The sequence below is a fragment of the Pseudomonas sp. LS.1a genome, from assembly GCF_022533585.1.
In the GTDB taxonomy this organism is placed as follows: domain Bacteria; phylum Pseudomonadota; class Gammaproteobacteria; order Pseudomonadales; family Pseudomonadaceae; genus Aquipseudomonas.
This window is the reverse complement of sequence record NZ_CP092827.1, coordinates 2,040,419-2,061,212: the sequence shown is the minus strand read 5'-3', so window position 1 is coordinate 2,061,212 and position 20,794 is coordinate 2,040,419. Positions and strand designations below refer to the sequence as shown.

15 protein-coding genes are annotated in these 20,794 nt (G+C 64.5%); 6 read left to right on the top strand and 9 right to left on the bottom strand.

Annotated features, from left to right (window positions below):
• Positions 1–138: 138 nt before the first annotated feature.
• Positions 139–588: a type II 3-dehydroquinate dehydratase gene (aroQ, locus tag MKK04_RS09475; protein ID WP_207837374.1), complete on the top strand. Its 450-nt coding sequence runs from the start codon at positions 139–141 to the stop codon at positions 586–588.
• On the top strand, positions 585–1,433 hold the full coding sequence (locus tag MKK04_RS09470) for a shikimate dehydrogenase (protein WP_241106490.1): 849 nt from the start codon (positions 585–587) through the stop codon (positions 1,431–1,433). The genes aroQ and MKK04_RS09470 overlap by 4 nt, the downstream gene beginning before the upstream one ends.
• A gap of 116 nt (positions 1,434–1,549) precedes the next feature.
• Here the strand turns inward: MKK04_RS09470 and MKK04_RS09465 are convergent, their stop codons facing one another.
• Together MKK04_RS09465 and MKK04_RS09460 are read right to left on the bottom strand one after the other, a co-directional pair.
• A complete protein-coding gene (locus MKK04_RS09465; protein ID WP_233687780.1) occupies positions 1,550–2,086 on the bottom strand; it encodes a thioredoxin family protein in 537 nt (178 codons plus the stop codon).
• Positions 2,076–2,351: a DUF2790 domain-containing protein gene (locus MKK04_RS09460; RefSeq protein ID WP_233694274.1), complete on the bottom strand. Its 276-nt coding sequence runs from the start codon at positions 2,349–2,351 to the stop codon at positions 2,076–2,078. The genes MKK04_RS09465 and MKK04_RS09460 overlap by 11 nt, the downstream gene beginning before the upstream one ends.
• 221 nt (positions 2,352–2,572) lie before the next feature.
• Between MKK04_RS09460 and MKK04_RS09455 the strand changes: the two genes are divergently transcribed.
• The 4 genes from MKK04_RS09455 to MKK04_RS09440 all read left to right on the top strand — a co-directional run bounded on the left by MKK04_RS09455 (position 2,573) and on the right by MKK04_RS09440 (position 5,965).
• The gene (locus tag MKK04_RS09455) at positions 2,573–3,313 is read left to right on the top strand and encodes a response regulator (protein ID WP_003250463.1); all 741 of its coding nucleotides are present in this window, start codon (positions 2,573–2,575) and stop codon (positions 3,311–3,313) included.
• Positions 3,310–4,596 carry a sensor histidine kinase gene (locus MKK04_RS09450; protein ID WP_241106489.1) on the top strand — a complete coding sequence of 429 codons (1,287 nt, stop codon included), beginning with the start codon at positions 3,310–3,312 and terminating at the stop codon, positions 4,594–4,596. The genes MKK04_RS09455 and MKK04_RS09450 overlap by 4 nt, the downstream gene beginning before the upstream one ends.
• Positions 4,597–4,844: 248 nt before the next feature.
• Positions 4,845–5,462 (top strand): ferric reductase-like transmembrane domain-containing protein, encoded by a 618-nt coding sequence (locus MKK04_RS09445; RefSeq protein ID WP_207837381.1) that lies wholly within the window; start codon positions 4,845–4,847, stop codon positions 5,460–5,462.
• 14 nt (positions 5,463–5,476) lie between these two features.
• Positions 5,477–5,965 (top strand): HvfX family Cu-binding RiPP maturation protein, encoded by a 489-nt coding sequence (locus MKK04_RS09440; protein WP_207837383.1) that lies wholly within the window; start codon positions 5,477–5,479, stop codon positions 5,963–5,965.
• Positions 5,966–6,040: 75 nt separating this feature from the next.
• On the opposite strand, the gene MKK04_RS09435 is transcribed toward MKK04_RS09440, so the two are convergent.
• The 7 genes from MKK04_RS09435 to MKK04_RS09405 form a co-directional block, all read right to left on the bottom strand.
• Entirely contained in the window at positions 6,041–6,739 is a 699-nt protein-coding gene (locus MKK04_RS09435) for an HvfC family RiPP maturation protein (RefSeq protein ID WP_241106488.1), read from the bottom strand.
• Positions 6,732–7,580: an HvfB family MNIO-type RiPP peptide maturase gene (locus MKK04_RS09430; protein WP_241106487.1), complete on the bottom strand. Its 849-nt coding sequence runs from the start codon at positions 7,578–7,580 to the stop codon at positions 6,732–6,734. Before MKK04_RS09430 ends, MKK04_RS09435 begins: the two co-directional genes overlap by 8 nt.
• 76 nt (positions 7,581–7,656) lie before the next feature.
• Entirely contained in the window at positions 7,657–8,148 is a 492-nt protein-coding gene (locus MKK04_RS09425; protein ID WP_207837390.1) for an HvfA family oxazolone/thioamide-modified RiPP metallophore, read from the bottom strand.
• A gap of 163 nt (positions 8,149–8,311) precedes the next feature.
• Positions 8,312–8,863 (bottom strand): DUF4174 domain-containing protein, encoded by a 552-nt coding sequence (locus MKK04_RS09420; RefSeq protein ID WP_207837393.1) that lies wholly within the window; start codon positions 8,861–8,863, stop codon positions 8,312–8,314.
• A 210-nt stretch (positions 8,864–9,073) separates the two neighbouring features.
• Positions 9,074–13,570, bottom strand: a complete 4,497-nt coding sequence (locus MKK04_RS09415) for an NEL-type E3 ubiquitin ligase domain-containing protein (RefSeq protein ID WP_241106486.1) — start codon at positions 13,568–13,570, stop codon at positions 9,074–9,076.
• 110 nt (positions 13,571–13,680) lie between these two features.
• Positions 13,681–18,156 carry an NEL-type E3 ubiquitin ligase domain-containing protein gene (locus MKK04_RS09410; protein WP_241106485.1) on the bottom strand — a complete coding sequence of 1,492 codons (4,476 nt, stop codon included), beginning with the start codon at positions 18,154–18,156 and terminating at the stop codon, positions 13,681–13,683.
• 78 nt (positions 18,157–18,234) lie between these two features.
• Positions 18,235–20,595, bottom strand: a complete 2,361-nt coding sequence (locus tag MKK04_RS09405) for a DNA polymerase II (protein ID WP_241106796.1) — start codon at positions 20,593–20,595, stop codon at positions 18,235–18,237.
• Positions 20,596–20,794 lie beyond the last annotated feature (199 nt).

Here is a 20,794-nt window from a genome sequence, read left to right as displayed (position 1 = left end):
TTCTCTCCTACCGGGGATGTGTACATGCAGGGTTCGATAATCGCCCACTTTCCTGGTACAGCGGTTTAGTCCAATTGACTAAACTAACCAGGCGGTACAAAACTAGGTGAATCCAACAACAACAAAGCGATGCCCGTAATGAAGCCCATTATTCTCGTGCTCAACGGCCCCAACCTGAACATGCTGGGCACCCGCGAGCCTGCCCAGTACGGCTACGAAACCCTCGCCGACCTGGCCCGGGGTTGTGCCGATACTGCCCATGCCCATGGCCTGGAAATTGAATTCCGCCAAACCAACCACGAAGGCGAACTGATCGACTGGATCCATGCCGCTCGTGGTCGCTGCGCCGGCATCGTGATCAACCCCGGTGCCTGGACCCATACCTCAGTGGCCATCCGCGATGCCCTGGTGGCCAGCGAAGTGCCGGTTATCGAAGTGCACCTGTCCAACGTGCACAAGCGTGAACCGTTCCGTCACCTGTCGTTCATATCGTCCATCGCCGTCGGGGTCATCTGCGGCCTGGGCAGCCATGGCTACCGCATGGCCATCAGCCACTTCGCCGAAAGGGTGCAGGAGCACGGCGCATGAGCCAGCAAGCCATCCTCGCCGGCCTGATCGGCCGCGGCATCCAGCTGTCGCGCACCCCAGCCCTGCACGAACACGAAGGTGATGCCCAGGCGCTGCGCTACCTGTACCGGCTGATCGATGCCGACCAGCTGCACCTGGACGACAGCGCCCTGCCCGGCTTGCTCGACGCCGCCCAACACACCGGTTTTACCGGGCTCAACATCACCTACCCGTTCAAGCAGGCGATCCTGCCGTTGCTCGACGAACTGTCGGACGAAGCCCGCGGCATCGGCGCGGTGAACACCGTGGTGCTCAAGGACGGCAAGCGGGTCGGTCACAACACCGACTGCCTGGGCTTTGCCGAAGGTATGCGCCGTGGCCTGCCCGACGTGGCACGGCGCCAGGTGGTGCAGATGGGTGCCGGTGGCGCCGGTTCCGCCGTAGCCCATGCCCTGCTGGGTGAAGGGGTCGAGCGGCTGGTGCTGTTCGAAGTGGATGCGGCCCGTGCGCAAGCCTTGGTAGACAACCTGAATGCCCATTTCGGTGCCGGGCGCGCCGTGGTCGGCACTGACCTGGCCACGGCCCTGGCCGAAGCGGACGGGCTGGTCAACACCACGCCGGTGGGCATGGCCAAGCTGCCGGGCACGCCGCTGCCGGTGGAGCTGCTGCATGCGCAGTTGTGGGTGGCGGAGATCATCTACTTCCCGCTGGAAACCGAACTGCTGCGCGCCGCCCGGGCACTGGGCTGCCGCACCCTGGACGGCAGCAATATGGCCGTGTTCCAGGCGGTGAAGGCGTTCGAGCTGTTCAGCGGGCGCCAGGCGGATGCGGCGCGGATGCAGGCGCATTTCGCCAGTTTCACCTGACAGATCGTTGTTGGCTTCTTCGCGGGTGAACCCGCTCCCACAGGGATCGCACAGCCTGCAAGCGGTGCAGTACCTGTGGGAGCGGGTTCACCCGCGAAGAGGCCGGCACAGACCACTCACTCTTTCTCATCCAGCAACGCCTGTATAACCTGCTCCTGCCCCCCATAATCCCCCTCGCCAAAGTGCACATGGCGCACCTGCCCCTTGCGGTCGACAAAGTAGTGCGCCGGCCAGAACTGGTTGCCCCAGGCATTCCACACCTTGTAGTCGTTATCCACCGCCACCGGGTAACCGATCCCCAGCCTGGCCACCTTGTCACGCAAGGTGCCCACATCGTGCTCGTAGTCGTACTCCGGGGTGTGCACGCCGACCACCACCAGGCCCTGGTCGGCATAGCGCCGCGCCCATTCGTTCACATGGGGCAGGCTGCGCCGGCAGTTGATGCAGTCCCAGGTCCAGAAGTCCACCAGCACCACCTTGCCCTTGAGCCCGGGGCCATCCAGCGGCGCCGAATTGAGCCACTGGCTGGCTCCCGACAGCGACGGCATGGCACCGTAGCTGTCGCGGGCCATCAGGTGCCCAGCCAGGCCCAGGCCGGCCAGCGCCAGGGCAATGCCGCCAACCTTCAACAACAAGCGGCGATCAATTCTCATGGCAACCGCCGGTGGCGTAGGTACGGTACTGCACGCTCTGCTGCTGGCCCTTGGAGTCGAGGTAGTCCATGCGGGTGTTCACCAGGCCGCAAGCATCACTCTGGTCATCCTGTATCGACAGCACTTTCTTCACATCCAGGTGGTCGCCGTAGCGGTACTGCATGACCCCGGTATCGTTCATCGGCATCGTGGAGGCCTGGGCGGCAATGGCGCCGAAGCTGAGCACGGCGAACAGGCTGGCACTGACGAAGGTATTGAGTTTCATGGCATCTCTCCTGTGTAACGCTTTGGGGGTGGGGAGGTGTGCTCCCCGGTCGAGAGCCATTTCACGCCAGCCAGGTATCCCGTATGTGTCGCCCGAAGCGGTGATGTGCTTCCTCCTGTGTCTGTCCGCACGCCAGATACACTGCAATACAAAACCCCGCAGGCAAGGGCGAACACGCTCGGTACACTGCGCCCATCCCCTCTTGCACAGGAACGCAGCGCATGGAACACGTCGATCACATCCTGATCGTCGACGACGACCGCGAAATCCGCGAACTGGTCGGCAACTACCTGAAAAAGAACGGCCTGCGCACCAGCATCGTCGCCGACGGCCGGCAGATGCGCGCCTTTCTCGAAGCCAACAGCGTCGACCTGATCGTCCTGGACATCATGATGCCCGGCGACGACGGCCTGCTGTTGTGCCGCGAGCTGCGCGCCGGCAAGCACCGCAACACCCCGGTGCTGATGCTGACCGCGCGCAACGACGAAACCGACCGCATCATCGGCCTGGAAATGGGCGCCGACGATTACCTGACCAAACCGTTCTCGGCTCGCGAACTGCTGGCCCGCATCAACGCCGTGCTGCGCCGCACGCGCATGCTGCCGCCCAACCTGACCATCAGCGAAAGCAGCCGCCTGCTCGGCTTCGGCCAGTGGCGGCTGGACACCACCGCGCGCCATCTGCTCGACAGCGAAGGCACCCTGGTTGCCCTGAGTGGTGCCGAATATCGCCTGCTTCGGGTGTTTCTCGACCACCCGCAGCGGGTGCTGAGCCGTGAGCAGTTGCTCAACCTGACCCAAGGCCGCGAAGCCGACATCTTCGACCGATCCATCGACCTGCTGGTCAGCCGCCTGCGCCAGCGCCTGGGAGACGACGCCCGCGAACCCAGCTGCATCAAGACCGTGCGCAGCGAGGGCTACGTGTTCTCGCTGCCGGTGCAACTGCTCGAGTCGCCATCATGAAGTGGCCACGTACCCTGGCCTCGCGCCTGGCACTGATCTTCTTCACCGGCCTGGTGCTGGCCTACGGCCTGTCGTTCGGCCTGCAGGCCTACGAGCGCTACATCAGCAGCCGCTCGATGATGCTCAGCACCCTGGAGCAGGACGTGGCCACCTCGGTGGCCATCCTCGACCGCCTGCCCGCGGCCGAGCGCGCCGCCTGGTTGCCACGCCTGGAGCGGCGTACCTACCGCTACCGGCTGGACCATGGCCTGGCGGGCGAAGCCATGCCCAGCAGCGACCCGCCCATGGCTGCCGACTCGATCGTCAAGGCCATTGGCGCCGACTATCGCCTTTCCTTCCAGGAAATCCCCGGCCCGAACGCGCACTTCCAGGCACACCTGACCCTCGCTGATGGCGCACCGCTGACCATCGACGTAACCCCATCGCCGGTTCCGGTGGCACGTTGGCTGCCCGTGGTGTTGCTGATCCAGTTGGCCGTGCTGTTGCTGTGCACCTGGCTGGCGGTACGCCTGGCGATCGGCCCGCTGACCCGCCTGGCCCACGCGGTGGACAACCTCGACCCGGACAAGCCTGGCGTGCAGCTGGATGAAAGCGGCCCGCGCGAGGTGCGCTACGCCGCCGTGGCCTTCAACGCCCTGCAGGCGCGCATCGCTGCCTACCTCAAGGAACGCATGCAGTTGCTGGCAGCCATTTCCCACGACCTGCAAACGCCGATCACGCGCATGAAACTGCGCGTCGAAGTGATGGACGACGGGGTTGAAAAGGACAAGCTGTGGAGCGACCTGGGCGAGATGGAACACCTGGTGCGCGAAGGCGTGGCCTATGCCCGCAGCATGGACACCAGCACCGAGGCACCGTGCCGGGTGAACCTCGATGCCTTCCTCGACAGCCTGGTGTTCGACTACCAGGACAGTGGCGCCCGGGTCGAGCGCCATGGCAGCAGCGGCAGCCTGCTGGAAACTCGCCCCCATGCGCTGCGACGGGTGCTGGTGAACCTGGTGGACAACGCTCTCAAGTTTGCCGGTGCTGCCGAGCTGGAGGTGGGCCGCGAGGGTGACATGACCGTGATCCGCGTGCTCGACAACGGGCCAGGCATACCTGGTGACGAACTGGATGAAGTGCTCAAGCCGTTCTATCGCGTGGAAGGCTCACGCAACCGCAGCACCGGCGGCACCGGGCTGGGGTTGGCGATTGCCCACCAGCTGATCCAGGCCATGGGTGGCCGACTGACCCTGAGCAATCGCGCAAGCGGCGGGCTGTGCGCGCAGATCGAGCTGAGGTAAGGCAATCTCAGGCAGGAGCGGCCTTGTGTCGCGATCGGGCCGCAAAGCGGCCCCGGCAATTCATGCGCCGAAGCTGAAAACCTGGGGCTGCTTCGCAGCCCATCGCGACACAAGGCCGCTCCTACAGGGACTGCGGCGCTTGAGCGACTTCTACAATCCGATACACAACCCCACCACCGCCGACACACTGCAGATACCCCTCCCCGACACACTTCCGGTCACACAACCACACCCCGGGAGCCTCCCTGATGAAACCCCTCACCCTTCCCTCCGGCTGGAAGCTGTTCGCCACGCTCGCCGGCCTGACCCTGGCGATGACCGCCATGGTCCTGGCCAGCCAACCTGATCCCGACGGCCTGCGCAGCGCGATCCGTGCCACTGCGCGCAGCTCCTTCGCGCTATTCCTGCTGGCCTTCCTGGCTTCGTCGCTGGTGACCCTGCTGCCTGGCACAAGCAGCCGCCGCCTCCTCCAGGAACGGCGCTATCTGGGGCTGGCATTCGCCTTTTCCCACACCGTGCATGGCGTACTGATCTACCGCTACGCCCAGCAATTCCCCGAGCTGTTCTGGGCCGGCCGCACGCTCACCTCCAGCCTGCCCGGTACCCTCGGCTACCTGTTCCTGCTGCTGCTGACCATCACCTCGTTCAAGGCCCCGATGCGCCTGTTGGGTGGCCGTGCCTGGCAGGCCCTGCACAGCACCGGCATGTGGGTACTGGCCGCGGTGTTCTGCCTGTCGTTCTACAAACGCATCCCCATGGGCGGCTGGTACCCGCTGGCGTTCGCCCTGATGTTCAGCGCCATCGCCGTCAAGCTCACCGCCAAGCTGGCCCGTCAGCAACGCCGTAACGCCCGTGCCCTTTCCTGAAGAGAGAAACCAGCATGACTACCTTGACCCGCACCCTGACCACCTTCGACCGTTTCGGTACCTGGAGCGCCGACCTGCCGTTGCGGCTGTTTCTGGCCTGGGAATTTTTCGAATCCGGCTGGGAGAAATTCAATGGCAGCAACTGGTTCGCCGACCTGCAAGCGAACTTCCCGTTCCCCTTCAACCTGCTGCCTGCAGAGCTGAACTGGCAGCTGTCGATGTGGGCGGAGCTGATCCTGCCGTTACTGCTGTTGCTGGGGCTAGGTACCCGGCTGGCCTCGTTGGGGCTGATGGTGCTGACCGTGGTGGCGATTGCCGCGGTGCATTGGCCGGCGCACTGGTCGAGCCTGGCCGAGCTGGCCCAAGGGTATGCGATTACCGACCAGGGTTTTGGCAACTTCAAGTTGCCGCTGATCTACCTGGTGGCGTTGCTGCCACTGCTGCTGAAAGGGGCTGGGAGGTTGAGCCTGGATCATTGGCTCAGGGGGCGGTTCTGCAGGTGATTTCGCCGGGGCTGCGTTGCAGCCCATCGCCGGCTTGCCGGCGATGGGGCGCAAAGCGCCCCCCATACCAACGATTCAACCTGTACCGATGATAACCCCCTGCTCGCGCAGCCCCTCCAGCAACGCCAACCCCTCTTCCATACCACCTCCCAACGCCTCCAACCGCACCCGCCCACTGCCCTGTTCCAAGGCCAGTAACCGGTACGCCAGCGGTGCCAGGCGCGCGAAGCGCACTTTCAACTCCGCATCGCGATAAACCAGCAACAAGGTCGGCGTCTCTGGTGCGACCGCTGGCTGGTAATCCGCCCCGATCCGCTCCACCGGCCAGCGATAGGCCAACACCCGTGCCACGCACGACAACAGTGGCTCCCCTTCCAGCAGGTCGCCTGCCGGGTCATGGGCCGGGTCCTCGGCATCGCTCAGATACAACTGCGCCTCGACCCACTCATAGTGCGCCAGCTCCAACTGCCAGGACGCATCCAGCTCGATGCCTTGCAGGTACTCGACGAACGCTTCGGCAATCTCGGTGAACAACGGTGTCTGGCTGCGATAGTTGGCATAGAAATCTCGCACTCGCGCATGCCAGCGCTGTTCGCCCAACGCCTGGCGCATCACCGGAAAACTGCCGGCCAGCAAACCTTCGATAGCACCATAGAACAGCTCGCGGTAAATCTTCAGCCGCCGGGCCTCTATGCCAGGCGGCGGCGCATGGCGCTGCGGGTCACGCAGGTGCCGGGCCAAGGTGTACTGCTGCTCACGCAAGGTCTCATTCATTTGCATGCCCTCCCGAAACACGCTGCACAGTGCTGATGCGCGCCGTTTCGGCGAGCAGTTCGGCTAGCGGCGGGTAGTTGAAATCACGCTCGAGCACGGTCGGTTGCACACCGAAGCGCGCACAGGCGACCGCGTACAGCGCCCATACATCTTCCTTTACCGCAGCCCCGTGGGTATCTACCTTGAGGTCCGGCGCTTCATCGTAATGGCCGGCCACGTGCATGCCGGTCACCCGCGCCAGGGGCAAGCCTGCAAGGAATTCGCGGGCGTCATAGCCGTGGTTGCAGGCGTTGACGAAGACGTTGTTGACGTCCAGCAGCAGGTCGCAGTCGGCCTCATCAAGTACCGCACGGATGAAATCGAGTTCGCTCATCGCCTGGTATGGCGCGGCGTAGTAGCTGATGTTTTCCACGGCAATGCGCCGTTCCAGGTATTCCTGGGCCTGGCGAATCCGCGCGGCCACATGGCGCACCGCTTCGTCAGTGAATGGAATTGGCATCAGGTCGTACAGGTGCCCGTCATCGCTGCAGTAGCTCAGGTGCTCGCTGTACAGGCGTACCTGATGGCGATCGAGAAACTGGCGGGTCTGGCCAAGGAAATGTCGGTCCAGCGGCTCGCTGCCACCCAGCGACAACGATAGCCCGTGGCAGGTAATGGCAAAACGCTCGGCCAGCTGCGCCAGCCCCTTGCCGTAGGCACCACCTACGGCAATCCAGTTTTCCGGTGCGCATTCGAGAAAGTCCACGGCGTCAGTTTCCATGGCCAGCAGTTCCGGCAACAGCCCGCGGCGCAGGCCGAGCCCGACCCGTAAAGGGACGGGAGACAAAGATGTGGGGTGCATGAGCAGGTCTCCGCAACAGGCACAACGCCCCGCCTGACCAGCAGGAGGGGCGTTGCGCGGTTCGTGGGGCAGAAGGTCAGGGCTTGCCGGTCAGGTGGCTGAACAAGCCTTCGGGCATGGCCTTGCCATTAGCCTGGTAGATCGCCTTGAGGTGATCCGCGGCTTCCTGCTCGGAGATGAAGCCATCATGGTTGCGGTCGATCTTGTCGAAGTCGCCGGCACGATCCTTGGCCACCACCAGGAACTCGTCGCGCGAGACCTTGCCGTCGTGGTTGCTGTCGGTCTTGGCGAACGAGGCATCACCACACTTGCCCTCGCCACACTTGCCCTCGGCACCGGCCTTGGCGCTGGCGCCGCACTTGCCCTCACCACATTTGCCTTCGCCCTGGGTGGCCTTGGCGCTGCCACCACATTTGCCTTCACCACACTTGCCCTCGCCGGCCACCTTGGCCGAAGCCAGCTGGTAACCCTGGGCCAACGGCTCGACGGCAAAGGCGCTGCTGCTCAAAGCCATGCTGCCGATCAGGGCAGCGCCGAGCAGGCCGAGGGTGTTTCGTACTTGAGTCATGGTGTTGCTCCACTGTGGTTGGAATGTGGAGCCATTAGGCCGTTGCGGTATGTCGTGGATGTATCGCACGGGGTGCGGTTTTGTATGGGAATGGGTCTGCGGCGTGAGCAGATACAGTGGGATACACAACGGCCCCGAGGTGCGCCGGGGCCGTTGTGCCGGGTCAGTCTTCCAGCGGTTTGGGCGGCGCGGCCGGTTTGGCGGGCTTGCTGTCCTTGGCCTTGGCTTTGGTTTCCGGTACCGCCGCGGCCACAGGCTCGGGCGCCGTCACGGCTTTTTCGCTGGCGGGCAGGTCATCGACCGCCTTGAGAATCACCTGCGGGTCGATAACCTCGCCACTCTCGTCGTCCTTGAGCATGTGCCGCTCACCGTCCTTGCCCACCAGGATCACCTTGGTGCCTTTGCTGGCACCCAGCTTCAACTCGCGGATCAGGGCCATGGTGGTCTGCTGCTCGAGGTTCTTGTCCTCACGCTTGCCCATCATGTTGGCGACGCTGTAGACCACCAGGTTGCGCTCTTTGAAGGCGGCCTGGGTGGCCGGGTCCTTGAGGGCTTCGTTCAACCCACGCAACGTCGGGTCGGCGCTACTGGGCGCAATGACGACCAAGGGCCTGGCCTTGCCCAGTTCCTTGGCCAGCGGCGCGTCACTGTCGGCGGCAAATACGGGGCCGACAAATGCGAGCAAGGTGGCGAGGGTCAGTGACCGGACGAGCATGCGTATCTCCTTATTCTCTCGATAAACCAAAGACTACAGATCAGGGAGAAAGATCCTACAAGCGAGCCTAAACCAACCGAGCCGGCACGTGCGTATGCAAAGGTAACCTGGCATTTCCCCCAGGCACATGCGGCGCTCAAGCACGCCGTCGATGCCCGATAATCAGCATAGTTCATCGCCATACCACTGCCCGTGCCGGCACCGACGACTTCAAGTCGCCGCCTGTTCTGCCTGCCCGTCCAGCGCATCGAGCGTCAGCGTCATCATCAGTTCGCGTTCCGCCGCCTGCCGCTCGCTGGCCACCCGATTGATTTCGGTCAAACGCTCCGCCTCGGGCAGGGTGAAATTGCCCTGCAACGCCTCCAGGCGCTCGTGGAAGGGGGCGTCGAGCAACTCGAACCGCGCTGCATGGGCAGCGCGCAGGTGAGCTTGCCAGAAATCGCGCACGATCAATGAACTGGCAAGCCGCTCCCCGGTTTCATTGGCCAGCACCCAGTTCCGCGCCTGCGCCAATTGCGCTGCCCCTACCTGGGCAAGCGTACGAAACGTCATGCCACTGGTCAGAACCGGGAGCTCAAGTTGCTCGCGCAGGCCCAGGCGATAAGCCAGCACTATGTCGATCGGGTCTGTGCCTCGCCCTTCGAACTCACGCGCAAGCACATCCTGCTGGGCAAACTGATCGACCTCATCCAGCCGCCACATTTGCCGACCGAGCCGCAGCAGTGCTTGCTCCTGCCCGCCCGCCGCCGCCTGAGTACGGGCCCGCCACGCCAGCAAACGCAGCTCCAGGTCGCTGAAACGCAGGGCCACGCTGTCCTGGCAGGTCAACTGCTCGGCGTCATTGAACATCAGGTCGCGAAGCTCGTCCGACTCTCTCATGGCACGCAGCAGTTCCAGCACCCGGCCAGCCAGGTAACGTGCCCCGGTCAGATGCTGGAAGTCTTCGGTCTCCATCAAGCGTTCAAGCAGGTTGAAGAACTGCGTGGCATCAGGCATGGCTTCCAGCGCCTCCCAATGGGCACCGAGCTCGGTACGCAAGCTGACCCCGGCAGCATCCATCCAGCGCAACCGCGCGGGCACCGCCGCCGCGCCCCCATCGGCCATTGCGGCAAGCAACACTGCATGCAACCGTTGGGCTTCGGGCTCGCTAAAGGGGTTACCTCTAAGGCGCACTTCGTGCTCCATCCACAGCCGGGAATCATAGAAACCCTCCGGCATGGTGGTTATCAGGTTGTCGCGAAAGTCCACCACCCTCAAGGAGGTGCTTTGGAGGAGACCATAAGGGACATCCCGTATGCCTGTGTCGGCAAGCCGCAGCTCGCGCAGGCGCGGCAGCCCACTCAACGAAAACGGTCGACCCAGAGGGTTATGCGACAAATCGACGGACACCAGGTTGGGGCAGCTGGCAAGAATGGTGGCTTGCCCGGCATCCAGGCGGATGCGGTTTCGCTGCAGGCTCAGACGCTGCAGGTTGGGCATGCCCAGCAGCGCGTGCGGGATTCGGGCGAGCCGGTTATTGGGCATCTCCAGGCCACGGATATTCGGGAATGCGCGCAAGAAACTCTCGGGCACATCCTCAAGCTGCATGTTCTGCAGCGTCAGCACATGCACATGGGCAAACACCACCTGCTCGGAAAACGCCGGCAGGTTACTGGTGCGCATTTCAGTCATGTCCCAACGGTAGACCGTACCAGGCCCCACCTCGTGCGCCCCCTCCTCGAGCATCTGTTGCCAGCAGCAGCGCAATGCACGTCGCAACCTGCGCCTGTTCTCTCGCTCGGCGGTGTCGGGGGCTGCATGAACCCAGCGCCGCAGCTGGGTAGTGAGTGCGTCGAAGGCCTGTTCGTACTGCTGCAACGTGCGCTCCAGCCCCAGGACCGAATTGCGTGCCCGCTCTACCCAGGCAAACACCTGCTCATCGGTGAAGGTCGGGTACAGGTAACGCACGCGGCGCAGGATCGGCCCGGGTCGATACGCACTCGGCGAGCCGCCCGGAAGACGCCCGCTCAAGGGATAACCGATGCGGCCGTCCGCCAGCCGGGTGGGTAGGTGCAGCCCCGACGTACGCGAAGGGCTGAGCAGTTGCTCGACAGCCTGACGCCTGGCCAGGGCCTGGCGCGTGAGCAGCACCCGCAGGTTATGGGCAAAAGGCTCGGACACCTGCAGGGCTGCGCGCAGGTCATCGCCATAGGCATGGCTGATGACCTCGAACAGCTCGCCCGCCTCACCAACGGCCAGCCCTTGCGGGCCGATACGCTGGAACAGCCCGTCCTCGAAAGCCAGGTCGCAGACCGGGCTACCCGCCTGCATCGTGGCCACCGGCGCAGCGCGCTCCCCGCCATTGAACAGCCGCCAGCGTATCCCACCGCTGGCCGCCGGCAAGTGCTCGAGCATCGCCAGCACAACGCGGGCAAGGTCGAGGTTTTGCGGGGTGTCCCAGTGCAGCGCTTCGAACACCCGAACCTTGCGCACGTCAGTCAGTCGCTGCCTGGCGGCCTCGCCCAGGCGTAACGGGATACGCCCGGTCAGTTGCAAGCGCTCACGGTCCGCTGCACTGGCCCTGGCCAGCAGCGCCTGAGCGGCACGCCAATGAAGGCCGGGGAACACACGCCGCAGTGCCGTGATGTCGGGGTTGCCTGCCGACACCTGGGCTTCGGCCTGATAAACCTGCTCGAACAACCGCCGCCGCTGGGCCCAGGCCAGGTCCGCCAGGGCTTGCCCGGAAAGGCCAGCGGCCCCTTCGAGGCCTTCGAGCTGCGCCAGCACCACACTGTCTTCGGGTTGCTGCCCTGACCGCAAACGGGCCACCAGCGTACGAATGCGCTGGTCGATCAGCACCCGCTGGGCGCTGTCGACTACCCCCGGCTCCGGCGCCCGTCCCAGTACATGCCAGGCTCTTAGCTGGTCGCTGCCCAGGCCATGGATGCCCAGCACTTCGTCAACCTGTTCGTCCTGCAACTGCGCCAGTTGGCCGCCCAGGCGCCTGAACAGGTAGCGAGGCGCATCCCACTGCAACGGCTGTTCGTACCAGAGCCTCCAGGCGCCGGCACCATTGTGCACCAGCAGCGGCCCGTGGCCATGGCGCGGCAGCAATTGCCAGCAGCCATCGGTACTGCGCTGCACCACCCGGTAGAAGTGCTCATCGATGGCCACCCAGGCCCGCTCACCCTGGCGCCAAACGCCTTGCGCATCACTCAGCGCATCGGCAGGCGGCGCCTCGCCACGAAAGGCTGCCAGGTCACCGTCCCATAAACACACGGCACCGTCCTCCAGGCGCGCCTGGGGCATGCTGTCGACCCGCAGCGAGCGCTGCCACAGGCGCCGCGCCCCGCCCAGCGCGGTGCCTGTGGCAGCGATCACGGCCAGGTCGATGGCCACCTCGGTGACATGGTCCAGTGCTTCACGAACCTCCCCTTCCTGCCACGCCGCCACCGACTGAAACACGTCATCCAGCCATTTCCAGGCAAGCATGGCCAGCAGCACGGTTCCCAGTGCAGGCAGGTAAAGACTGGCAGCACTCAGGGCGGTCAACCCCAACGCCGCCAGGCGCTGCGCGTGCGCCTGCTGGACCTCCCGGTCCAGCTTCGCTACAGATGGCGCGAACACTTGCGCATCATCCTTGACCTGGGCAACACGCAGTGCCGCGAGGTGTTTGAACACATAAGCCCCTATAGGGTGCATGCGCTCATCAAGGTCGATGTTGGCCCATTTCGTCAGGTCATCGTAGCCCGCCCCGATGCGCGAAAAAAACGCCTGGCTGTCACGCGCCCGCACGAAGCGAGCGAAAAACTGCCGGTATGTGACCATGCGCAAGCGCTGCCCCAGCACGCGCTGGGCAAATTGCTGCAAATCGTCATGGGCGCTCCACGCGCCTTGGGGGTCACCCGGGATATACACCAGCACGCGTCTGGTACTGGTGTGCAGCGGGGCAAAGGTCTCATCGCGAACGTCGAGCACCACGATCTGCTGCAGCGGGCAACCCAGCACTTCGAGGCGCTTGCCCAGCACTCGAGTGTCATCGAGCTGGGATAACCAACCGTCACGCCACAGTTTGACCAGCAACTCGAGCTCTGCTGCGTCGAGCACACCCGCGTGGCGAGCCTGCATGGCATCGATCAACATGCCGTGGCGCACGCTGTCGGCCAACAACGCCTTGCTCTGCGGAGTTGCCAGGTGGCTGTCCAGATGCTGCTGGTAACGCTGGCCCAGGTCCAGCTCGCGTACCAGGCTGGCAAAGGCCATGGCGCTGGGAGCCTCCAGTGGCATGCCGTCGGCCTCGTAGAGGCCACAGTCCGGCGCCTGGCCACCGGCCTTGGCCTCGGCAGCGGTAAAGCCGTGCAACGCAGCCTCGAGCAGGGGAATCTGGTAATAGACCCGCTCGGTCAAAGGCACGCGAATCGGCGCATAGGTGCTCAGTGGTTTTTCAAATGCCGCGCGCATCCACAAATGATCAAGGTCCTGTTTCAGGCCGTAGCGGGCTTGCAGTGCCTGTTTCAGCAAGGGCGTGGCGAAGCGGTCGATTGGTACAATCTGCTGCAACAAGGCCTGCAAGCGGTATCGGCAGTCCAGGCTGCCCCTCAATGCCTGGCACAGGACCCTCATGTGCTCGGGGTTGCCCGGGCGCATCCAGCCGGGCAAGCGCTTGGCGATGATGGCGTCCTGCTCGGCTTGTTCGAGCAGGTCGTGTGTGGCTTGCAGGGTACCCATGATGCCGCCTCCGCGTGCTGAAAAAACGCAAGGCTATCGGCGGGCGAGACACCCAGGTGCCTAGCGGATTACTACCCGCTTCACCGGCAAGGGCAACCGCCCAGGCACCGCTACCTGGGCGCAGCCACGGGTATCATCACAGCCGCCAGGTGGCGGCCCAGCGCCTCCCGTGTCAGTTGCCTGGTCACATTGAGTTCCCACTGCTGTACGCGGTCCTGAAGCCGATCGATATCCACTTGCGCGGCGTTGCGCTCGACCAGCGCTTCCAGTTCGGCATGAAAGAAATGCGGCGTACTCAAGCGCGTCGCGAAGACGCGAGTCAGGTACTCCTTCCAGAACGCTGTGGTCGACAGGTAATCGACCAGCGCGTCCCTGGACTGGGCAACCCGCACCAGCTGCGCGGCGGCGTCGATATCCTGCCGCGACAGGTTGGCAACGCCGGGGTTGAGCATTTCGTCGTGCTCGACAGGCAGGTCCAGCTCGTCGGCCAGCGCCAGCCGGTAGGCCAGTGCGAACTCCAGCGACTCCTCAGGCCGGCCAGCACGCACGGCGTGCAAGCCACCCACCTGGTCGAGGGTATCCAGCCGCCAGCATTGCCCGCCCAGGTGCAACAGCGCCCGCTCCGGGTCGTCGGCCTTGCTGCCGTGCAGTGCTTTCCATTTGCGCACACGTACTTCCAAGTCGCTGAAGCGCAAGGTTGCGTTGTCCTGGCAGTGCTCGGTCAGCGCATGCGCGTACAGTTCCGTGCACAACAGCGGCTGTTCGCTCATGGACACCAGCATGCGCAGCACCCTGAGTGCCAGGTAGCGGGCCAGGAATTCCTGCTGGAAATCGGCCGAACCAGTCAAGCGCTGCAGCAGGTGAAAGAAGTCTCTCGATGCCTCCTGGCCATTGAGCTTGCTCCAGATATCAGCCATGCGATCTCGTTCAGCGGGCTGCACCAGGTCGGTCCAGCGCAGCATCGTCGGCACCTGGTCTTCGAGAACCTCGTGCCAGGTATCCTGGTCACGCAGCAAGGGGTTGCCTGCAAGCCAGACCCGCCCCGCGTGCCACAAGTCCGAGCGATAGAACCCGTAGGGCAAGGTGCGGATCGCATTGTGGCTCACGTCCAGCGTATGAAGGTGCGGTGCCTCCATGACCCCGGCGGGCATCTGCGTCAACTGCGCCCCCCGCAGCATCAAGGCATTGAGCCGGGGCATGTCCGCCACTGACAGCGCACTGCGCAACGGGTTGTGGGACAGGTTGAGGTACACCAGCGAGCGGCAGGCCTGCAGCAGGGCCGGCATGCCGCCCTCAGGCCCGATCTGGTTGTTCGACAGGTCCAGCACCTGCAGGCGTTCGGCCATGGCCTGGGGCAACGCCAGCGTACGCAGTCGGCAATTGGTGATGTTCAGGGTGCTCAACGTGGAGAAGGCGTGCAGAAACGTGTCTGGCACGGTGTGTATCTGCAGTGACCGTAATGCCAGGTCCGACACATGCGCGAAGCTGACCGTCGCCGGGATAGCCGGCAGCGCATCCAGGTCACTGCGGTAGCAACTCAGCAAATAACCGCGGTCTGCCTCTACAGCCCCCAGTTGTCTGGGCACCAGGTAGCGCCAGCAGTCAACGAGGCCTCGGGCGAACTCTCGACGCGCCTTCCAGGCCCAGGCTTTGACCGTACCCACCTGCCAGCTCTTCAGCGTCTGGCGCAACGTGCCCAACTGTTGCTTCAGCTCGGCCAGCTCCGTCGCAGGGTCACGTTGCGACGCCCGCAACCGTTCCAGCCAATGCTCGACTTCGTCATCGTCGAAGCCCGGGTAAAGGTCACGCAGCTCGGCGGCCAGGTTCCTGACTACGGCCCGGTCCAGGCCCAGGCACTGGCGCCAGCCACTCAACGGGTAGCCGATGCGGCCGTTGGCCAGGCGTTGCGGCATGAACACAGCGCCATTCGAGGGCCTGATGCCTAGCACTCCGGCGATCACTTCCCGCTGTTGCGCCACCCGCCGCGCCAGCTCGCTGCGTAGCTGCAAGGCGAACGGTTTGCCAATGGCCAGTGCCGCGCGCTGCTCACGGGTATAGCCGCTGGCTATCTGCTGGAACAACTCACCCGCTGTGCCCAACGGCCTCTGGTCATCGCTGAGATGGAACAGGCCGTCCCGGTACCTGAGCTGCAACTGCCGCCCGCCCCCACGGGTGCTGAACAGCGGCGTACCGGCGTCACCGTCGAACAATTGCCAGCGTGGGCCGATGTCCATGCCAGGCATGCGGTCGAGCATGCCCAGGGCGAAGCGCGCAAGGTCCAGGGTCTGCGGCGTATCGAAAAACAGGGCTTCGTGTACACGGATGCAGCGGATGCGCTTGACCAGTACCGCAGCCGAGATCAACAGGTCGTCCGGGCTTGCCGTGCCCAGCAGCTGCTCCGCCGCAAGCCGGTGCAGGCTGGCAAAATCGCGCTGTAACGCCTGCGTATCGCCGGTCACCGGGTACTGTTCGTAGTACAACTGCCCCAGCAACGAACGGCGACGGTTCCACAGGTAATCGGCCAGCTCGTCATTCGCCACATCCTCTGTACTCTGCCAGCGCCGTGCCCGGGCAAGCAGTGCCGTATCGGCCACCGCCCCGCCTGCGCGCAGCTGGCTGACCAGGAGCTTGATGCGGTTCGCCAGCCTGACCCGGCTGACGGTGTCCAGCAGGCAGGCATCCGCTGCCTGGCCGCACACATGCAAGCCGCGCAAGTCGTCCGGTTCCATCCCGTGAATGGCCAGCACGTGATCGATCTGGTCGTCTTCCAGTTGCCTGAACTCACCGCCCAGGCGCCGGAACATGGCGTGCGTGTCATGCCACTCCACCGGCTGCTCGCACCATACCCGCCAGGCACCGGCGCCGTTGTGACGCAACCGTGGGCCGTGGCCTTGCCTGGGCAGCATGCGCCATTGCTCGTCGTCGCCCTGTACCACTTCGTAGAAGTAACCCTGTATGTTCACCCAGCAACGCTCGCCCAGGCGATACACTCCCTCGGCATCGGGCTGCGCTTGCAGCGCTGGCGGCTCGGTGCGAAAAGGGGCCAGGTCGAAGCGCCAGAGCTTTTCGCTGCCATCCTCGAGGCGCGCCGTGACCAGTTGCTCGACCAGGTCGGTCCTACGCACCACCGCGCCGGCCAGCACAGACGCGATACCCACCGTGATGACCGTCCTGGCGATGTTCAGCAGGTGCTCGACCGCGGCATGGGTATCGCCCTCCCGCCAGCTTTCCACCGCATGGAATGCGTCCTTGAGCATGTCCCAGGCCATGGCTGCCGCCATCACCGCGCCAATGACCGGCACGAACAGCCCCGCTACCCCTGCCGCAGCCCAGGCGCCGGCCTCCAGACGTTCACGCTGCGCCTGCTGCACGCCGCTGTCGATCATGCGTACCGGTACCGCGATGAATGCCGCATCATCCTTGATCACATCGATGCGTGCCTGTGCCTGGCGGTCGAACAAGGGCAATGCACAGTCAACCAGGTGCTGTTCCATATCCCGCGAAGCGGCTTCGGTCACATCCGCTAGCTCGCTGATAACCCGGGCGAAAAATCCGGCCTGATCACGCAGGCGCACGAAACGCCTGAAGAAACCCTGATACTGAGGGTCGGCAAGGCGTTTACCCAAGATCCTGCGGACAAAGGTGTCGAGGTCTGGCGCAACACACCAGGGGCTGACCGGGTCGCCGGGCAGATACACCAGCACGCGCCTGGTGCTGGTAAAACCCAGCGTCGTGCGGGTGACATGCAGCACGATGATCTGCTCCAGCGTGCACCCAAAGGCATGCAGATGCCTGGCGGCGACCGGGTCACCCTCGAACCTGCCAGGCTCGCCGCTGCTGCACAACCCCAGGATCAGGGCCAGTTCTGCATGGGTCAGGGCTGCCTCGGTCATTGCCTTGAAGGCATCCACCTGCATGTTCGACACCAACTGTGCCTTGAGCGTGGCTTGCAGGCCCTCGGTGCCCTTGGCGGGCGGGTACAGGACGGTGTCCAGGTGCTCCTGGTAGCGCTCACCCAGGTCCAGCTGGCGGCACACTTTGGCCAACGCCGGAGCGCTCACCCCCGGCACCGCCACACCCACTGCGTCCACCAGGCAGTCGCTGCGCGGCAGGGTGCCCGGGCTCGCTTCATCCTCGGTGAAATTGGCCAGCGCAGCATCGACAAGCGCGATGTCGTAGTAGTCTTTTTCCTGCTGCGCCAGGCGGCCCGTGGCCAGTTCGGGATCAGGCGAAAGGGTGAAGTAGGTATGGCGGTAGTACAACGTATCGGGGTCGTGCAGGGAATGCAGTTTCTCCTGCAACGCCCGCTGCAGCAGCGGCTTGCAGAACGCGTGAATGCCTTGCACCGGCGCCAGTTGGCGCTGCAGGCGCTGGCGGCAGTCGAAACTGTCTTGCAGGGCCTGCAGCAGCGTCGTCAGTTGTTCTGCTGTTACCGAAGAAGGCGGCTGCGGCGCACTGTCCGGGCTTGCCAGATGCAGCCCGCTCAGCCAGGCCGGCAAGCGGCGGGCAAGGATGCCGTCCTGGAAGCCTCGCTCCAGGTCCAGGGTGGTGGGCAATGCTTGGGTCGGATTCAGACGGTTCTGCATGTCGCGCCTCCAGGGTAAACGGAGGTGCGAAACTAGTGGCTGCCACTGGCCAGCGAGTGCTAGCCAGGTACCACCGCGTCAGAACAACAGGAGCTGGCGATCGGTCAGCGCAGCAAAATCATCCCCCACGAACGGCAGGATGGCATCGGCCACCGGCTGCAGCTGGCGGCTCAGGTAATGATCGTAATCGATGGGCGCCTGCGGGTTCTCCAGCGGCTCGGGGCCCGCGGTGGTCATCAGGTAGCTGATCCAGCCGCCGCGCTGGTACTGCTTTGGCCTGCCCAGGCGGCTGTTGTAGTCATCTGCCAGGCGCGCAGCGCGCACATGTGGGGGCACGTTGCGTTGATAGTCGGCCAGCGGCCGGCGCAAGCGCTTGCGGTACACCAGCAACTCGTCCAGTTCACCGGCCAGCGTCTGCCGCACATAGTCACGCACGTAGTCGCGGTACGGCTGCCCACGGAAGATCCGCGCATACAGCTGTTGCTGGAACTGCCGGGCCAGCGGCGACCAGTCGGTACGCACCGACTCCAGGCCCTTGTAGACCATCTCCTCGTTGCCATCGGCCCGCAGCACCAGCCCGGCGTAGCGCTTCTTGCTGCCTTCGTCCGCGCCACGGATGGTGGGCATCAGGAAGCGCCGGTAATGCACCTCGAACTGCAGCTCCAGCGCGCTTTCCAGGTTCATCTGTTGGCGCAGGTGTTCGGCCCACCACTGGTTGACCTGGGTCACCAGCTCGCGGCCGATGCGTGCCGCAGCCTCCTCGCCATGGGCGCCCTTGAGCCAGACGAAGGTGGAGTCGGTATCTCCGTAGATCACCTCATAGCCCTTGGCTTCGATCAACGCGCGAGTCTGGCGCATGATCTGGTGGCCGCGCATGGTGATCGACGAAGCCAGGCGCGGGTCGAAGAAACGGCAGCCGCTCGAGCCCAGCACCCCGTAGAAGGCATTCATGATGATCTTCAGCGCCTGCGACAGCGGCGCGTTACCCTCGCGCTTGGCGGCTTCCCGGCCCTGCCATACGCGCTCGACGATGGCCGGCAGGCAATGCTCGCTGCGCGAAAAGCGCCCACCCCGGAAGCCTTCCACCGAATGCTCGTCATCGGGCTGGCGCAGGCCTTCGACCAGCCCCACCGGGTCAATCAGGAAGGTACGAATGATCGACGGGTAAAGGCTTTTGTAGTCCAGCACCAATACCGAGTCGTACAGGCCCGGGCGCGAATCCATGACGAAGCCACCGGGGCTGGCTTCGTCGGGGCGGCTGCCCAGGTTGGGGGCGACGAAGCCCAGGCGGTGCATCTGCGGGATGTACAAGTGGCAGAACGCGGCCACCGAACCACCGCTGCGGTCCGCGGCAAGGCCGGTGACCGATGAACGCTCAAGAAGGAATTCGAGCAGGCGGGTGTGGGCGAAAATGCGCGTCACCAGCTCGCAGTCCTTGAGGTTGTAGCGCGCCAGGGCCGGTTTGTCCTCGGCAAAGCGGCGGTTGATTTCGTCCATGCGCTGGTAAGGTGTGTCGATGGCCTTGCCTTCACCGAGCAGGGTTTGCGCGACACTTTCGAGGCTGAACGACGGGAAGCTCCAGGTCGCCGAGCGCAGCGCCTCGATGCCGTCGATCAGCAGCCGCCCCGGGGCATCGGCGAACAGGTGGCCGCCACTGGTATGGCTGCGCAAGGTCATGGGCGCGCCATTGCGCCCCAGTGCCAGTGGTACCTGCAGCAGCTTGGCGTGCTCATGCAGCAGGCGCAGGTCGAACTGGACCAGGTTCCAGCCGATGATTGCATCCGGGTCATGCGTGGCCATCCACTGATTGAGGCAGGCCAGCATCTCGGCGCGGTCGGCGCAGTAGTGCAAGTCGAAGTCAAGTCCATCAGCCGTGCCATTGACCGGGCCGAGCATGTACACCTGGCGCTGGCCACAGCCTTCCAGGGCAATGCTGTACAGCTCACCCCGCTCGCTGGTCTCGATATCCAGCGACACCAGGCGCAGCGGCGGGCGATAACCCGGCAGGGGTTTGAGCTGGGCATCGCAGAGCACGCCCTGGGCATCCGGCTGGCCGGTGAACTGCACCGGGGCAGTGATGAAGCGCTCCATCAGGTAGCGCTCGGGCGGACGGATATCGGCCTCGAACACCTCGATACCGGCTGTACGAAGGCGTTGCTCCAACTGCATCAGTTGCCGGTGCTGGCGGCAGTACAGGCCCAGCACCGGGCGCTGGTCAAAGTCCTTCAGCTGCAGTGGCCGCAGCTCGACACCGGGTTCGTTGGCCAGCAGCACCCGTGCGTGCGCTTCCTGCGCCTGGGGAATGAAAGCCACCGATACCTGTGGCGCCAGGCGCAACTGCCGTGGCCCCTGATCGGTGGCCAGCCAGAATTCCACGCAGGTGCCTTCGGGCGTGTCATGCCAATGCCGGGTCAGGACAAAGCCCTGCTGCAACTCCACCGCGTCGACCTCTGAATCGTTTGTTGTGCTGATTGCGGCGATTCTACCGCCGATGCTCCGTTGCAGCGCATTTTTCCAGAAGAACATCCAGCCCGTCGGGTGTGCTGTTACGCAGATGACTCCAATGGGTAAGCGCGACGCGGCACCTGTGGGAGCGGGCATGCCCGCGAACAGTCCAATTCGATGGCTGGCACCGCGT

Excerpts from the sequence above, each read along its gene's own strand:
- MKK04_RS09470 (WP_241106490.1), top strand. The coding sequence starts at position 585 with ATGAGCCAGCAAGCCATCCTCGCCGGCCTGATCGGCCGCGGCATCCAG.
- MKK04_RS09465 (WP_233687780.1), bottom strand. The coding sequence starts at position 2,086 with ATGAGAATTGATCGCCGCTTGTTGTTGAAGGTTGGCGGCATTGCCCTG.
- MKK04_RS09455 (WP_003250463.1), top strand. The coding sequence starts at position 2,573 with ATGGAACACGTCGATCACATCCTGATCGTCGACGACGACCGCGAAATC.
- MKK04_RS09425 (WP_207837390.1), bottom strand. The coding sequence starts at position 8,148 with ATGACTCAAGTACGAAACACCCTCGGCCTGCTCGGCGCTGCCCTGATC.
- MKK04_RS09450 (WP_241106489.1), top strand. The coding sequence starts at position 3,310 with ATGAAGTGGCCACGTACCCTGGCCTCGCGCCTGGCACTGATCTTCTTC.
- aroQ (WP_207837374.1), top strand. The coding sequence starts at position 139 with ATGAAGCCCATTATTCTCGTGCTCAACGGCCCCAACCTGAACATGCTG.
- MKK04_RS09420 (WP_207837393.1), bottom strand. The coding sequence starts at position 8,863 with ATGCTCGTCCGGTCACTGACCCTCGCCACCTTGCTCGCATTTGTCGGC.
- MKK04_RS09435 (WP_241106488.1), bottom strand. The coding sequence starts at position 6,739 with ATGAATGAGACCTTGCGTGAGCAGCAGTACACCTTGGCCCGGCACCTG.
- MKK04_RS09415 (WP_241106486.1), bottom strand. The coding sequence starts at position 13,570 with ATGGGTACCCTGCAAGCCACACACGACCTGCTCGAACAAGCCGAGCAG.
- MKK04_RS09445 (WP_207837381.1), top strand. The coding sequence starts at position 4,845 with ATGAAACCCCTCACCCTTCCCTCCGGCTGGAAGCTGTTCGCCACGCTC.
- MKK04_RS09460 (WP_233694274.1), bottom strand. The coding sequence starts at position 2,351 with ATGAAACTCAATACCTTCGTCAGTGCCAGCCTGTTCGCCGTGCTCAGC.
- MKK04_RS09440 (WP_207837383.1), top strand. The coding sequence starts at position 5,477 with ATGACTACCTTGACCCGCACCCTGACCACCTTCGACCGTTTCGGTACC.
- MKK04_RS09410 (WP_241106485.1), bottom strand. The coding sequence starts at position 18,156 with ATGCAGAACCGTCTGAATCCGACCCAAGCATTGCCCACCACCCTGGAC.
- MKK04_RS09430 (WP_241106487.1), bottom strand. The coding sequence starts at position 7,580 with ATGCACCCCACATCTTTGTCTCCCGTCCCTTTACGGGTCGGGCTCGGC.